Raw genomic sequence first — 14,560 nt, forward strand, 5'->3', positions numbered from 1 at the left:
AAATCAAAGCATTGCAGGCTTTACCGGACTCAATCCATCCTGATCGTCACAAACCGCAATTCGCCGGACTTCGATGCCAGCATCAGCAGCGCGTTCTTGCGACCCTGCTCCTTCAATGCAGCAATCCGGTCCATGACATCCTTGGGTGTGGCGACCGATTCCTGGGCGATCTCGGTGATCACCTCGCCGGCCTGGATGCCGCGTTCGGCAGCGGCCGAATCCTTGCTGACTTCGGTGATGACGACGCCGGAGACTTCGGCGGCGATGCCGAATTTCGTCCGCGTCTCGTCATTGAGCTCGCCAATGGTCATGCCGAGCACGGCGGCCGTCGCAACGGCAGGCGCCTTGTCGCCATTGTCCTGATCGGTGTTGCCGTCCTCGCCGCTGGCAAGCTTTTCGCCATCTTCGAGCCGGCCGAGCGTCACCTTCACGGTCTGCTCGACACCTTTGCGCACGATGACCACGTCGACAGCCTTGCCGACCGAGCTTTCCGCGACGACGCGCGGCAGGTCGCGCATTTCATTGACGTCCCTGCCGTCGAACTTGATGATGACGTCGCCCGCCAGGATGGTGCCGTTGTCGACCGGCCCTCCCTTGATGACGCCAGCGACCAGCGCGCCCTTGGCGGTCGCCATGCCGAGGCTTTCGGCAATATCTTCCGTCACCGGTTGAATGCGCACGCCGAGCCAGCCGCGCCGCGTCTCGCCGAACTGGCGGAGCTGGTCGACGACGCCCAACGCCAGCTGCGAGGGAATCGAAAAGCCGATGCCGATCGAGCCGCCGGACGGCGAGATGATCGCCGTGTTGATACCGATCACCTCGCCGGCGCTGTTGAACAGCGGTCCGCCGGAATTGCCGCGGTTGATCGCGGCATCGGTCTGGATGAAATCGTCATAGGGACCGGAATTGATATCACGGTTGCGGGCCGACACGATGCCCACAGTCACGGTGCCGCCGAGGCCGAACGGATTGCCGATCGCCATCACCCAGTCACCGACACGCATCTTGCTGGAATCGCCGAATTTCACCGCGGTCAGTTTGTGCCCTTTCGGGTCGACCTTCAGCACCGCAACGTCGGTCTTGGTGTCGGTGCCGACCAGCGTCGCCTTCAGCGTCACGCCGTCGGAGAAATTCACCTCGATATCGTCGGCATCGGCGATCACGTGGTTATTCGTCACCACAATGCCCTGCTCGGCATCGACCACGAAACCGGAGCCCAGCGATTGCACCTTTTGCGAACGATCGCCCTGTTCGCCAGGACGGTTCTTGAAGAAATCGTCGAAGAAATCCTGAAAGGGCGAGCCCTCCGGAAGCTGCGGCATCGGCACAGCACCAGGCCCCTCAGTGCCCTTTACCCTCTGCGAAGTCGATATGTTGACCACGGCACCCAGCAGGCCCTGCGCGAGATCGGCAACGGAGGCCGGGCCGTCCGCAGCGACTGTCGGCGTCACCAGCGACGGCACGGTAAAGGCGCCGATAAGAAGTGCTGCTGCACCCGAAGTGAACGTCCGCCTCGCCGCGCGCAAAAAGCTGTTGGATGTCATCGAGAAGTCTCCCGGTGTCTCTGAAAAGAAAAGCGCCTCGCCGAAAACGCAGCGTCGAGCCATGTTGGCAAGAAATACGGCACGTTTGCGGCTATGGCTATCGGCATAGGATAAATCCTGCGTTATCCCGAAATCATAGACCGATCACGTTATCCGCCGCGCACCAGCCAGACGAGGCCGACGCCAACGGCGATTGCGACCAGCCCGGCGATCCGCAGCGCATTCTCCGGCGTTGTCAGAACTTCGCTGGCAAGTTTCTTGGCAAGGTTGGGAAAGCCGCCATAGACCAGGCCCTCTACGACGAGGACCAGGCCTATTGCTGCCAGAAAATCCTGCACCGGCCGTTACTGGCCGGTGCCTGGCTGCGCTGCCGGTGCAGCAGGTGCCGCGGGCGGCGTATCCCCGCCGGCGGGATTGCGGAAGAAACGGAAGAATTCCGAATTCGGCGACAGCACCATCGTCGTTCCGGTGCTGTTCAGCGCCGTGCCGTAGGCATTCATCGATCGGTAAAAATCAAAGAAGGCCGGATCGCGCTGGTAGGCGTTCGCGAAGGTGGCGCTGCGTTGAGCTTCGCCTTCACCACGCAGGATTTCAGACTCCCTCCGTGCCTCGGCGACGATCTCCACCACTTCGCGGTCGGCGCGAGCCCTGATGCGCTGCGCCGCCTCGTTGCCGCGCGCCCTCAGCCGCTCGGCTTCGGCCAGACGCTCAGCCTTCATGCGGTCGTATGTCTGTTGCGAGACTTCCGCCGTCAAATCGGTACGGCGAATGCGGACATCCTCGATCTGCAGGCCGAGCGATGTAGCGTCGGGCCTCAGCTGATCGCGCACTTCACGCATCATCACGGCTCGCTCTTCCGAGAGCGCTGCCTCGAAGTCGCGCAGACCGTAGACACGGCGCAAGGCGGCGTCGAGACGCGTCCTCAACCGTGCCTCGGCCAGCTCGATCTGACCGGACACCGCGGAGCGGAACACGCGCGGATCCGAGATCCGATAGGCGATGAAGGCGTCCACCTCATAGAACTTGCCGCCCGAAACCTGGACGCGGATGTTGTCGAGGTCGAAGCGCAGCACCCTGTTTTCGATCAACTGCACGCTATCGGCATCGAAGAAGGCGAACGGCGCCTTGAAATAGATGCCCGGCTGGCTCTTGACGTCGACGATCTCGCCAAACCTAAGCACCAGCGCCTGCTGGCGAGCATTGACAACGAAAACCGACGAATAGAGCAGGAACAGGAGAACCGCGGCGATGACGGCAATGATGGGAAGACGGTTGGCCATCACTGGTTTCCTCCGAGGACCGGCGCCGGCGCCTTTTGCTGCAATGCCGGCAGCGGTAAATAGGGAACGATCCCCTGTCCGTTGCCTTGCTCGACGATGACCTTGTTGGAATCCTTCAGAACCCTCTCCATCGTTTCCAGATAAAGCCGCTGGCGCGTCACGTCAGGCGCCTTTGCGTATTCGTCATAGACCGAGATGAAGCGCTGCGCCTCGCCTTCGGCCTCCTGCACGACCCGGTTCTTATAGCCGGCCGCGTCCTCGCGGATCTGTGCGGCCTCGCCGCGCGCCTGACCGAGTTTCTGGTTGGAATACTGGTTGGCCTGCTCGACGAACTTGTCCTCGTCCTGTTCGGCGCGCTGCACTTCGTCGAAGGCGTCGGCCACTTCGCGCGGCGGCGCGGCATCCTCGATCGAAATCGCATTGACGTTCAGGCCGGCCTTATAGCCGTCCAGCGTCGTCTGGATGATTTCGCGCACGGAAGCCGCAATGCCCTCGCGATCATCGCGGAAGATGTCCTGCGCAGGCCGACGGCCGACGGCTTCGCGCATGGCGCTTTCGGCGACCTGCCGCAGCATGCCGTCGGGATCGGACACATCGAACAGATAGGCTCTCGGATCGGAGACCTGATAGGCGACAGAGAACTGGACATTGACGATGTTCTGGTCACCAGAAAGCATCAGGCCTGAACCGTTGCCGGAGGTCGTGCCGCCGCCGATATCGACGAGTTGTTCGGCGATGACGGCTGTCTCGACCGTTTCGATGGGCCACCAATGGAAATGCAGACCGGGCTGCGAGAGCTCCGCCTTTGGCACGCCGAATCTGAGTTCGACCGCAACCTCGTCCGGCTGCACGGTATAGACGGCTTTGAACGCCCACAGCACGACGAGCGCTGCCGCGATCAGCCCGAACACGGCTGGGCTGGCGCCACCGCCTCCCGGCAAAGCACGCCGCAACCTGTCCTGGCCGCGCCGGATGATGTCTTCGAGATCGGGAGGCGAGCCCTGCGGACCGCTGGGCCCCTTCGGTCCCTGCCCCCAGGGTCCTGGATTGTTGCCGCCGCCCCACGGGCCGCCGCCTCCGCCGCTTTTGTCATTCCAGGGCATGAATGTCCTTTCGCTCCCTCACGCGCCGGCCTGACGACGCAAAATCCAGTGTTGTTCTTCTATAGGGATGCGAGGGCACGCTTTCAACGCGATCGGTCGTCGTCGCCGTCCTTTTGGACCGTCGCGACCCTTATATCGTCCCTCAATGCACGTCGCCGCGTCGCTCGTAAACCGAATAGCGTGTCGCATGGCTGTCCTTTTCACCGGCAGGAACGTCCTGCGAGCGGACGATGCGCCACGAATCCGGGTCGATCGGCGGGAAATGCGCGTCGCCGTCGACCTCGGCAAGGATATGGGTGACATGCAAGCGGTCGGCCAGCGGCAGCGCCTGGGCATAAATCTCGCCGCCGCCGATAACGCAGATTTCGTCGGCGCCGGCCATGCAGCGTCCGCGCACCTTCGCCAGACTGATCGCGTCGTCGAGCGAATGCACGACTTCGACACCCTCGGCGCGCCAGGCCTCGTCGCGGGTCACCACGATGTTGAGCCTTCCGGGCAAAGGCCGGCCGATGCCTTCGTAGGTCTTGCGACCCATGACGATAGGTTTGCCCATCGTGTCGGCCTTGAACCGCTTGAGATCGCTGGAAAGCCGCCACGGCAACCCGCCATCGCGCCCGATCACGCCGTTTTCGGCGATGGCGACATAGATCGCGACATCCATCAGCCGCCGCTCCCGCCATCGCCGCCGGTAGGCACCAGCAGCAAAATGTCGATGTCGCGCTCGGGATAGAAATTTTCTGCCGTCATCTCGAAACGCGTCGGCCCGACTTTCCTGACGTTTTCGCCACAGAACGAGACCAGGTTCTTCGGATCGCCCTTGTCGACGGTCAGCTTGAATTTGCCGATCGTGCCCGTCGCCCAGTTGCCGCCAGTGGTCAGGATATAGGCGATGCGGTTTTCGAAATATTTCGGAGTGCCATCGGGATTGCCCTTCGCTGCCTTGCGGGTCGCATTCTCGAACGTCTGGTCCATGCAGTAGCGGGTCTTGTAGGCGGCATATTGGCCCTGGAACTGGCCGTCATAGAAGAAGCTGACCGAGGACGTGCCGCCGACGCTCGGCTTGTAGCGGTGGGCGACGCGGACTGCCTTGTTGGCTGGAAAGGTCGAGCGCCACCAATAGGTCGAGCGCAATTGCCAGAACGGCACATAAACGGTCTTCATGCCGGAACCGTCGTCGGCGGTGTCCTCGATGATGAGGCCGCGATCGACCCAGTCGTCGGCAACCGCTTGCGGCAGCTTTGCCAATGCCGCCTTGGCCGCGTCGCCGAACGGGTAAAACGGCACGTTTTGCGCCCTCAAATCGGCGCCGATGTCGATGCCGAGCGCAAACGCCTTCTGCTCGAGCTGCGGTTTTGCCGCCACACTGTCGATCGTCACCTCGAAGCCGAGGAAATTGTCGCTCTGGCCGTCGGGGATCGCCGGCATCTCGTTGGGGTCGCCTTCGATGTCGGGCATCGGAAAGGCGACGATCGCCTCGACGTCCTTGTCGGTGTTGTTGCGGAAGACATAGTCGACCGTCACCTTTTCCGGCGAGATGTAGAGATATTCGCTCTCCATGGCGACGGCGTCGCTGCGCGACAGGATCAGGCCGCCCGTTCCCAATTCGGCGATCGAATCATTGGCGAATGCGGGCGTGGCCGGGAGCGCCAGCGCTGCGGTCAGGACATAACGGAACATGAAAGCTCCCTTGGCGAGATACCGGCATGACTCTAGCCGTTTCGATGTCGCGCTTCAAAGCCCTTCCGCGCTTGCGCACAGCCATGACTTATCTGGACACCGACGTTCGGATCGGGCAGGAGTTCGCCCATGCGCAAGCTTCTCGTCATCGGCATCGGCGCCGGCAATCCCGACCATATGACCGTGCAGGCCATCGACGGCTTGAACCGCGCCGAGGTGCTGTTCATTCCCGACAAGGGCGCGAAGAAGAACGATCTCGCCGACCTGCGCCGCCAGATCTGCGACCGATTCGTCACCAATCCAAACTCGCGTCGCGTCGAATTCGACGTGCCTGCGCGGGCCGAGCCGGCGCCCTCCTATCGCTCGACCGTCGATGACTGGCACGAGGCGATCGCCGCGATCTATGAGGGCCTGATCCGCGACGAGCTTTCGCAAAATGGCTGCGGCGCCTTCCTGATCTGGGGCGATCCCTCGCTCTATGACAGCGCGCTGCGCATCCTTGAGCGCGTGCGCCTCAGGGGCAATGTCGAATTCGCTTTGGACGTCATTCCCGGCATCACCGCCGTCCAGGCGCTCGCCGCCAGCCACAAAATGGCGCTGAACCGCATCGGCGACTCCGTCTTGCTCACCACCGGCCGCCGGCTCACCGAGGAAGGTTTGCCCGAAAATGCCGGCAGCACCGTCGTCATGCTGGACGGCAAATGCGCCTTCAACACGCTGGACGACAAGGACCTCGTCATCCACTGGGGAGCCTATCTCGGCACACCCGACGAGATCCTCATTTCCGGCCGCCTCGGCGACGTCGGCGACGAAATCGCAAAGACCCGCGAGGAAGCCCGCCGGAAAAAGGGCTGGATCATGGATACGTATCTGCTGCGCAAGCTCGGCGAGCCGGAAGAGTAGAAGGCCCGGCCGGTACAAATTCCACCAACCTCACCCCGCGTCGATTTCCGCCTGTAATGCCTCCATATGCGTTTCCGCCGCCGAAGCGGCAGCCCGTTCGATGGCGCGAAAGCGGCTGACCACCGCAAGCCCCACCGAGGTTAACTGGGCGCCGCCGCCCTTTTTCCCGCCGGTCTGCGCCGCGACCAGCGGCTTGCCGAACACGCGGTTCATGTCCTCGACCAGATCCCAGGCGTGCTTGTAGGACATTTCCATACCGCGCGCCGCTGCCGAGATCGAGCCGAAGGCGGCTATCTGCTCCAGAAGCTCGATTTTGCCCGGCCCGATGCGTCCGTCTGGATCGAGGTTTATCCGCAAGCTCAGCGACGGCATTCCACTCCTCCGCAGTCACGCCGCAGCCATACTAGAACCTCTCCAGCAATACCGCTATTCCAAATCGATATAGCGACGGTCATCAGCCGGTCATCCCTCCGCCTCGACAGGCAGGCCGGCGCTCGTGTTCGCCCGGTCGAAGCTTACCGTCTTGACCACCGCGTAGACCTTTCGGCCGAGCCGAAGTTTCAGCGTCTGTCGCGATTGCTCGGTGATTCGGGCAAGCACGGTTGCGCCATTGCAGTCGATGCCGATCTCGACCGTAGGTCCCCCGCCCGGCTCTATCGCCACGATCGTGCCCGGCAAGATGTTGAGCGCGCTGAGGCCAGTGGGCTGTTCGGTGGCGATCATCACGTCACGGGCACGGATGCGGATGCGTACCGGCGCGCCAACCGGAGTTGCCAGACGCGGCACGCGGATCTCGCCCGCCGCCGAGCCAAGCACGGTCATGCCAAAGACTTCGTCGTGGCGCAGCACCGCGGTGTCCAGCACCGCGCCGCCCTCGCCGCGCTCTTCCGCCGGCAACAGGTCGAGCCGCTGCATGATCGCGCCGGTCGGGCCGCAAGCAGCGACTTTACCTTGCGCCAGCACCACCACTTCGCTTGCCAGCCGCGCCACCTCCGAGATCGAATGGCTGACATACACGATCGGGATTTTCGTCTCGTCGCGTAGCCGCTCGATATAGGGCAGGATCTCCGCCTTGCGGGCCTCGTCGAGCGAAGCCAGCGGCTCGTCCATCAGCAACATTTTCGGGCTGGCGAGCAGCGCCCGGCCGATAGCCACGCGCTGTTTCTCGCCGCCGGAGAGCTTTGCCGGCCGCCGGTCAAGCAAAGGACCGATGCCGAGCAGGTCGACGACCGAATCTATATCCGCATAGCGTTCTGCCGTCGGCGTGAACCAGCGGCCGTAGCGCAGATTGCTGGCCACGTTCATATGCGGAAACAGCCGCGCGTCCTGGAACACCATGCCGATGCGGCGCTTGTGCTTCGGCACGAACAGGCCCGCATCCGTATCGACCAGCACACGGCCATCAGCCTCGATCCGCCCTTTGTCGGGCCGGATCAGACCTGCAATCATATTGATCAGCGACGTCTTGCCGGAGCCCGAAGGCCCGAACAGCGCGGTCAACCGCCCGGAGCTCTCAAAGCGGGCATCGACCCCGAAATCACCAAGCCGATGGCTGATGTCGACCATTACAGTCATTCGACGTCCATCCGCTTGCCGACGCGCCGCGCCAACACCTCCGATGCGACAAGAGCTGCCATCGAGATGACGATCGAGATAAGCGTCAGCCTGAGCGCACCGGCATCACCGCCCGGCACCTGGGTGAACGTATAGATCGCCGACGGCAGCGTCTGCGTTTCGTTGGGAATGTTGGAAACGAAGGTGATCGTCGCACCGAATTCGCCCATCGCCTTGGCGAACGACAAGATCGCACCGGCGATCAGCCCGGGCAGGATCAGCGGCAGCGTGATGGTCCCAAACACCCACAGCGGATTGGCGCCGAGTGTTCCGGCCGCCGCCTCAATTTTGCGGTCGACCGCCTCGATCGACAGCCGGATCGCCCGCACCATTAAGGGAAAGCCCATGATGGCGCAGGCGAGTGCGGCACCCGTCCAGCGAAAAGAGAAAACAATGCCGAAATGCTCGGCGAAGAAGGCGCCGGCCGGGCCGCGCCGGCCGAAAGACAGCAACAGCAGATAGCCGGTAACCACCGGCGGCAGGATCAGCGGCAGATGCACCAGCCCGTTAAGCAGCGTCTTGCCCCAGAATTGTCCACGGGCAAGCACAAGCGCGATCAATATGCCGGGCGGCAGGCTGGCGATCATCGCCACCGTCGCCACCTTGATAGACAGCCGGACCGCATTCCATTCGTCGGGAGTGAGGTCCAGCAACCAATTCATCTCTCGGCGTCGTGCCTCAGTTGCTCGGCGTAAGAACCGTAAAACCCTGCGCCTTGAAGAGCACGCCAGCCTTGGCGGACTGCAGGCACTTCAGGAATGCCGGCGCATCCTTGTCCTTCGAATCCGTCGTCTGGGCAACCGGGTAGACGATCGGTGGGTGCGAATCCTCCGGGAAGGTGCCGATCACTTTGACGCCGGGCTCGGCATGGGCGTCGGTGGCGTAGACGATGCCGAGTGCTGCTTCGCCTGTCGAAACCAGCTTGAGCGCGGCGCGCACATTCTCGGCCTGCGCCACCTTGCCTTCCACCGAGGACCAGACGCCGAGCGATTCAAGTGCCGCCTTGCCGTATTTGCCGGCCGGCACCGCCTTGAAATCGCCCATGGCAAGCCTGCCGTCGCCGATAAGCCCAGCAAGATCAAAACCGTTTTCGATCTTAGTTTCGACCATCGAATCCTTCGGCGCCACCAGCACGATCTCGTTGCCGAGCAACTTCACTTCCGTACCCGGCTTGGTCAGCTTCTTGTCGGACAGATATTTCATCCAGTCGAGGTCGGCTAAGATGAAGACATCGGCTGGCGCGCCGCCCTCGATCTGCTTGGCCAATGCGGAGCTTGCCGCATAAGAAATGGTTGCCGTCTCGCCGACATCGGCCAGGCAGGCGGTGTTCACGGCGTCCAGGGCGTTCTTCATGCTTGCCGCGGCGAAGACGATTAGTCTGTCATCCGCGTGGGCAGCCGGCATAGCGGCGATCAACATCATCGTGAAACCGCCAATGGCGGCCGCCTTCAATCCGAAACCCTTGCGCACCAGCATGAAACTCTCCCCGGTTTTGAAAATTCGATCAGCGAGTCTGCAAATCGATATATCCACATGAATATAACAAGGGAAGGCTTTCTGCCAGACTTGGCCCGGATAATGGCCCGGCCAATGGCATTGCGTGTTGTTGCCACCGCTCGCGATCAATTGAGGTGGATACAGCGCGACGCTACAGGCCGATACCGTGGGTCAAAACAATCGGATGTTGTGGACATCGACGGGCGGACAGCAACCGAGTAATTTCAAGACAGGGTCGATTAAAGCTCGATGTTTGCGGCTCACACCGCGATCGGCGCCTTGATTGTCGCATCGGCGAGGTAGTTTTCCAGCCGGAAATCTTCGAACTGGAAGGCGAAGAGGTCCTTCACCTCCGGATTGATCCACAGCGTCGGCAGCGCCTTGGGCGTGCGCCGCAACTGTTCGCGCGCTTGCTCGAAATGGTTGGCGTAAAGATGGGCGTCGCCTAGCGTATGGACGAAATCGCCGGGCTTCAGCCCCGTCACCTGCGCCACCATCAGAGTGAGCAGCGCATAGGAAGCGATGTTGAACGGCACGCCGAGAAAGATATCGCCGGAACGCTGGTAGAGCTGGCAGGAAAGCCTGCCTTCCGAGACATAGAACTGGAACAGGCAATGACAGGGCGGCAGCGCCATGGCTTCCACTTCGGCCGGGTTCCACGCTGAAACGATCAGCCGTCGGGAATTAGGATTCTTGCGTATCTCCTTCAAGAGATTGGCAATCTGGTCGATGGCGCCGCCATGGCCGTCCGGCCAGGAGCGCCATTGCTTGCCATAGACCGGACCGAGGTCGCCATTCTCGTCGGCCCATTCGTCCCAGATCGAGACGCCGTGATCGTTAAGATATTTGATGTTGGTGTCGCCGGCCAGAAACCACAGAAGTTCATGCACGATCGACTTCAGGTGAAGCTTCTTGGTGGTGGTGACCGGAAAGCCGCGCGCAAGGTCGAAGCGCATCTGGTAGCCGAACACCGAGCGCGTTCCGGTACCGGTGCGGTCGCCGCGATCGGCGCCGTTTTCAAGCACGTGCTTCAGGAGGTCGAGATATTGGCGCATCGGCTTCGGCTCGATTCGGGTTACCAACCACCATAACCGACTAGCTGCCGGCCGAACATATCAAAGCGCAGAATGTTCGGACAAGATACCTGCGGCTACGGGCTGGCGCGAAAATCGCGCCAGCATTCCGACTGATGCGGGACGATTGTTCAGAGCGCGCCGAGCTTCCCCAGGTCCTTGGCAACCAGGTAGTAGAAGGTCACTCGGCTCTTGGTGTTGTCTGCCTCCATCGCCTTGCAGGTCTTTTCGATGGCCGCGTCCGCCTTGCTGCCGTCGGTGATGCCGAGTTTTTTGGCAACCCAGTTGGCCTTGACGCGATCGAGTTCCTTAGGATCCGTGCAGGACACCAGCGAGGAATCCCGATTTCTGAGCGCAATGCCCAAATGCTTCACGATCTTGGCGACCGCGTCGGCATTTGCCGCGGCGTCGTATTTCTTCACGTCTGCGAGATAATCGGCCATCAAATTTCCCCTCGTCGGCGCCACGGATCCGGTGATGAGGGTTGTGGCGCGCTGCCGCAAGATATGCGCTAGTCGGTAACTCCTCACCACCGCAAAGCTTCGGTTGAGACCGCTTCCGAGTCAACCCTCCAACGCGCAGTTTGACACGGCTACAAAACCGCCATTCCGGCCTTTCATTTTCCACGACCAGTCCCTATATTCGCTTCGTCGGCTCGACCGACTATGGCGATAAACAGGCGATGAAATAAGCCGTTCGGACCCGGGGGCGGTACCCGGCGCCTCCACCAAAAACCGCTCTTGTCGAAGAGCGGCTTTTGCTGGGGGCGAAATAGGATCGACGAAGGTGTAAAGATCGTACTTTTGCCCGGCATTGTACCACCGTTATCGGGCTAAACTTATAGTTGCCAACGACAACTATGCGGAAGCACGTCTCGCCGCGTAAGCGGTGCGATAGCTTCAATTCAAGCCCTAGTGGTTCGCACTTCTAGGCGGGGTTCGGAGGTACCTGGCAACAGAAACCTCCATTTCTCCCCTTCGATCCCCCACTTTTTCTCCCCTTCGATATGTAACGGCAGCAGACTTGCCGGCCGCATGTCTTTGCCCTGCGCCCAGCCGCGAAGCTGTCTTGCTGGCAAAGCGACCGTGCATTCACCAAAAGGACTGAAAATGCAAAACGATTCCGATCGATTCTTCGTGCTGACCGGCGGCCCGGGTTCCGGCAAGACCACATTGATCGAAGCCTTGCGGTCCGCCGGCCTTGCAACCTCGGCCGAAGCAGGACGCGGCATCATCCGCGACCAGTTGGCGACAGGAGGGCCGGCCCTGCCCTGGCGCGATCCGGCACTGTTCGCCGAACTGATGCTGTCATGGGAGATGCGTTCATATCACGCTGCGCTCGAACAGAACGGTCCCGTCTTCTTCGATCGTGGCGTGCCGGACACGCTTGGCTATATCAGGCTCACCGGACTGCCGGTGCCGGACCATATCAGGAACGCCGCCGGACGCTTCCGCTACGCCAGACATGTCTTCATCGCACCACCCTGGCCAGAGATTTTTCGGCAGGACAGCGAACGAAAGCAGACCCTCGACGAGGCGGAACGCACCTATCATGCGCTGGCCGAAGTCTACACGGAATTGGGCTATGAACTGGTCCCGTTGCCCTTGGCGCCCGTCGAGGCGCGACTGCGATTTATCTTCGCCGAGGCAGGCTTGACGCTTGATCTCAGACGCCAAAAAGGCCGGGAATGACCCGGCCTTAGCTGTCGCCGATAGCAATTGCTTATTCGGCAGGCGCTTCGACAATCTCCCGCCCACGGCCGAGCGTAACCTTAGCCAGCATGAAGGAGATCACCGCGCAAAGCGTGATGCCGGCCACCATCGGCAGCGGCGTGCCGTCGAAGAAGATGCCGGCGATGCCCATGGCAACCGCACCGATGGCGAAATGCAGCGTGCCCATCAAAGCCGAGGCCGTGCCGGCGATCGCGCCATGCTCCTCCATGGCCAGCACCGAAGTCGTCGGGATCACCAGGCCGAGGAACCCGTAGCCGATGAACAGAAGCGCCGCCATCACGTCGAGCCGGTCGACGCCGGACGCCATCACCGCGAACAGCACCACCATTGTCGTCGCATAGCCGACCACCGCGACCCGCACCACGGACCTTAGCCCGAACCGGTCGGACAGCACCCCCGTCAACTGCGACATGCCGATGAAGGCAACCGCGTTGATCGAGAAGAACACGCTGTAGACCGACGGCGACAGCCCGTAATGATCGATCAGGATAAAGGAGGAGCTCGACAGATAGACGAAGAAGCTTGCGATCCCGAAGCCGCCGATGGACGCCAGGCCAAGGAAGTTGCGGTCGCCCATCAGGAAGCGATAGGCGGAGAGCGCGGTGCCGAACGAACTGCTTGCACGCGCCTCGACCGGCCGCGTCTCCTTGAGCGAGGTCGCCAGCAGGACGGTGGCAAGCACCGCTCCACCCGTCACCGTCCAGAACACGGCACGCCAGCCGAAATTCTCGATGATGACGCTACCGGTCAGCGGCGCCAGGATCGGCGACACCGAAAACACCAGCATTAAGAGCGACATCAGCTTGGCAGCGTCGGTGCCTGTATGAAGGTCACGCACGATGGCGCGAGGCACCGCCATGCCTGCACTGGCGCCGAGCCCTTGCAGGAAACGGAAGGCGATCAGCCATTCGACAGAGGGCGCCAGCGCCGAGCCGATGCCGCCGACCATGAACAGCGCGAGGCCGCCATAGAGCGGCAGCTTGCGCCCGACCATGTCGGAGATCGGTCCGACGACGATCTGTCCAAAACCCATGGACAGAAAGAAGATCAGCAGGCTCATCTGCACGGCAGCGGTGCTGGCCTGCAGATCCTCGCCGATCGAAGGCAGCGCCGGAAGATACATGTCGATGGCGAACGGGCCGATCGCGGACAACAGGCCGAGCACGACCGCGATGCGGAGGAATTGGGGATTCATGGTAGCAGGTTCTTTCAAATCTGGTTTGCCGCCGACCGGCGTGTAATCCTAGGACGTTCCATCCCCTGGAATTCCGACTTCTTCTGCGGCGGGAACCTCTTCGATTAAGTCCATAAATTTAGACACTCTTGTCCAATTCGTCAATCACCTCTATATGGTTTTTATGAAGGTCAACGTTTCTCCTGACACCATCCCGCCACGCGGCCACGAGGCCAAGCGCGTCTCCATCATGGACGCTGCCGGCGAGGTTTTCTGCCGCGAAAGCTTCGCCGGCGCCAACATCGACATGATCGCCGCCGAAGCCGGCGTTTCGCGCCAGACGATCTACAACCACCACGGCGACAAGGAGAAACTCTTCGTCGCCATCGTCCGCGACCTCACCGACCGCTGCAATGCCGGCATCTTTGCCACCATTTCCACCTTTCCGGATCAGCCGAAGGATCTTGAAGCCGATCTGATCGGCTTCGCCGTGCGCATGAACCGCAACTGTATCTGCAACCGCGACGGAAAATTCCTGCGCAAGCTGATCCAGACCGAGGGCGAACGCTACCCTGAACTCTTCGCGGAATGGCGCGAACAGGGACCGGGCAGGACATGGCCGGCAATCGCCGCCCGTTTCGCCCGCCTCGCCCACGCCGGTTTCCTCGACATTGATGATCCCGATGTTGCGGCTCGCCAATTCCTGGCCCTTGCCAATGCCGAATTGCAGACGACCTTCATGCTCGGCGGCACGCCTGATGACGACGAGGTGCTGCAATCGGCGACACATGGCGTGCGCACCTTCCTACGCGCCTTCGGCAAGCGGCAGCCGGCGGATGCGAGCAAACAAAGCGCGGTCACCAGCGCCTGAGTGATCAAATCTGAGGCATGTCCTCTCGCATCTGCGCTGCCGGCGTCTATATCCGGTTTACGCCGCGCTCAAGCTTGATTACAGCTATGCG

16 protein-coding genes and 1 other RNA gene are annotated in these 14,560 nt (G+C 61.7%); 4 read left to right on the forward strand and 13 right to left on the reverse strand.

All coding sequences use genetic code 11. The features are described 5' to 3' along the window. Positions 1-29 precede the first annotated feature (29 nt). The 6 genes from NKH73_RS13720 to NKH73_RS13745 all read right to left on the reverse strand — a co-directional run bounded on the left by NKH73_RS13720 (position 30) and on the right by NKH73_RS13745 (position 5,604). Entirely contained in the window at positions 30-1,544 is a 1,515-nt protein-coding gene (locus NKH73_RS13720; protein ID WP_352932176.1) for a DegQ family serine endoprotease, read from the reverse strand. 149 nt (positions 1,545-1,693) lie between these two features. Beyond that, the gene (locus NKH73_RS13725; protein ID WP_352932178.1) at positions 1,694-1,882 is read right to left on the reverse strand and encodes a DUF2065 domain-containing protein; all 189 of its coding nucleotides are present in this window, start codon (positions 1,880-1,882) and stop codon (positions 1,694-1,696) included. A gap of 6 nt (positions 1,883-1,888) precedes the next feature. After that, the gene (gene hflC / locus NKH73_RS13730; protein ID WP_352932180.1) at positions 1,889-2,824 is read right to left on the reverse strand and encodes a protease modulator HflC; all 936 of its coding nucleotides are present in this window, start codon (positions 2,822-2,824) and stop codon (positions 1,889-1,891) included. Next, positions 2,824-3,927, reverse strand: a complete 1,104-nt coding sequence (gene hflK / locus NKH73_RS13735) for an FtsH protease activity modulator HflK (RefSeq protein ID WP_352932182.1) — start codon at positions 3,925-3,927, stop codon at positions 2,824-2,826. The genes hflC and hflK overlap by 1 nt, the downstream gene beginning before the upstream one ends. A gap of 142 nt (positions 3,928-4,069) precedes the next feature. Next, the gene (locus NKH73_RS13740) at positions 4,070-4,588 is read right to left on the reverse strand and encodes a dihydrofolate reductase (protein WP_352932184.1); all 519 of its coding nucleotides are present in this window, start codon (positions 4,586-4,588) and stop codon (positions 4,070-4,072) included. Next, a complete protein-coding gene (locus NKH73_RS13745) occupies positions 4,588-5,604 on the reverse strand; it encodes a DUF4424 domain-containing protein (RefSeq protein WP_352932187.1) in 1,017 nt (338 codons plus the stop codon). The genes NKH73_RS13740 and NKH73_RS13745 overlap by 1 nt, the downstream gene beginning before the upstream one ends. A gap of 129 nt (positions 5,605-5,733) precedes the next feature. Here NKH73_RS13745 and cobF point away from each other — a divergent pair, with 129 nt between their 5' ends. After that, on the forward strand, positions 5,734-6,507 hold the full coding sequence (gene cobF / locus NKH73_RS13750) for a precorrin-6A synthase (deacetylating) (protein ID WP_352932189.1): 774 nt from the start codon (positions 5,734-5,736) through the stop codon (positions 6,505-6,507). A 30-nt stretch (positions 6,508-6,537) separates the two neighbouring features. On the opposite strand, the gene NKH73_RS13755 is transcribed toward cobF, so the two are convergent. The 6 genes from NKH73_RS13755 to NKH73_RS13780 form a co-directional block, all read right to left on the reverse strand. After that, positions 6,538-6,879, reverse strand: coding sequence for a winged helix-turn-helix domain-containing protein (locus NKH73_RS13755; RefSeq protein ID WP_352932193.1), 342 nt, complete (start codon positions 6,877-6,879; stop codon positions 6,538-6,540). 90 nt (positions 6,880-6,969) lie between these two features. After that, positions 6,970-8,082: a molybdenum ABC transporter ATP-binding protein gene (gene modC / locus NKH73_RS13760; protein WP_352932195.1), complete on the reverse strand. Its 1,113-nt coding sequence runs from the start codon at positions 8,080-8,082 to the stop codon at positions 6,970-6,972. Beyond that, a complete protein-coding gene (gene modB, locus NKH73_RS13765; RefSeq protein WP_352932196.1) occupies positions 8,079-8,783 on the reverse strand; it encodes a molybdate ABC transporter permease subunit in 705 nt (234 codons plus the stop codon). The genes modC and modB overlap by 4 nt, the downstream gene beginning before the upstream one ends. Before the next feature lie 16 nt (positions 8,784-8,799). After that, positions 8,800-9,597, reverse strand: coding sequence for a molybdate ABC transporter substrate-binding protein (gene modA / locus NKH73_RS13770; protein WP_502894153.1), 798 nt, complete (start codon positions 9,595-9,597; stop codon positions 8,800-8,802). 281 nt (positions 9,598-9,878) lie between these two features. Next, positions 9,879-10,673, reverse strand: coding sequence for a thymidylate synthase (locus NKH73_RS13775; protein WP_352932264.1), 795 nt, complete (start codon positions 10,671-10,673; stop codon positions 9,879-9,881). A 149-nt stretch (positions 10,674-10,822) separates the two neighbouring features. Next, positions 10,823-11,134 (reverse strand): DUF2853 family protein, encoded by a 312-nt coding sequence (locus tag NKH73_RS13780; protein ID WP_352932198.1) that lies wholly within the window; start codon positions 11,132-11,134, stop codon positions 10,823-10,825. 167 nt (positions 11,135-11,301) lie between these two features. Here NKH73_RS13780 and ssrA point away from each other — a divergent pair. After that, positions 11,302-11,660: a transfer-messenger RNA gene (gene ssrA / locus NKH73_RS13785) on the forward strand. A gap of 140 nt (positions 11,661-11,800) precedes the next feature. Next, on the forward strand, positions 11,801-12,382 hold the full coding sequence (locus tag NKH73_RS13790) for an AAA family ATPase (protein ID WP_352932201.1): 582 nt from the start codon (positions 11,801-11,803) through the stop codon (positions 12,380-12,382). Between the two features lie 31 nt (positions 12,383-12,413). On the opposite strand, the gene NKH73_RS13795 is transcribed toward NKH73_RS13790, so the two are convergent. Beyond that, positions 12,414-13,619 (reverse strand): multidrug effflux MFS transporter, encoded by a 1,206-nt coding sequence (locus NKH73_RS13795; protein WP_352932203.1) that lies wholly within the window; start codon positions 13,617-13,619, stop codon positions 12,414-12,416. 163 nt (positions 13,620-13,782) lie between these two features. On the opposite strand from NKH73_RS13795, the gene NKH73_RS13800 reads away from it, so the two are divergent. Further along, positions 13,783-14,469: a TetR/AcrR family transcriptional regulator gene (locus NKH73_RS13800; protein ID WP_352932266.1), complete on the forward strand. Its 687-nt coding sequence runs from the start codon at positions 13,783-13,785 to the stop codon at positions 14,467-14,469. Positions 14,470-14,560 lie beyond the last annotated feature (91 nt).

This window comes from Mesorhizobium sp. M0938 (assembly GCF_040319125.1).
GTDB lineage: Bacteria > Pseudomonadota > Alphaproteobacteria > Rhizobiales > Rhizobiaceae > Mesorhizobium > Mesorhizobium robiniae.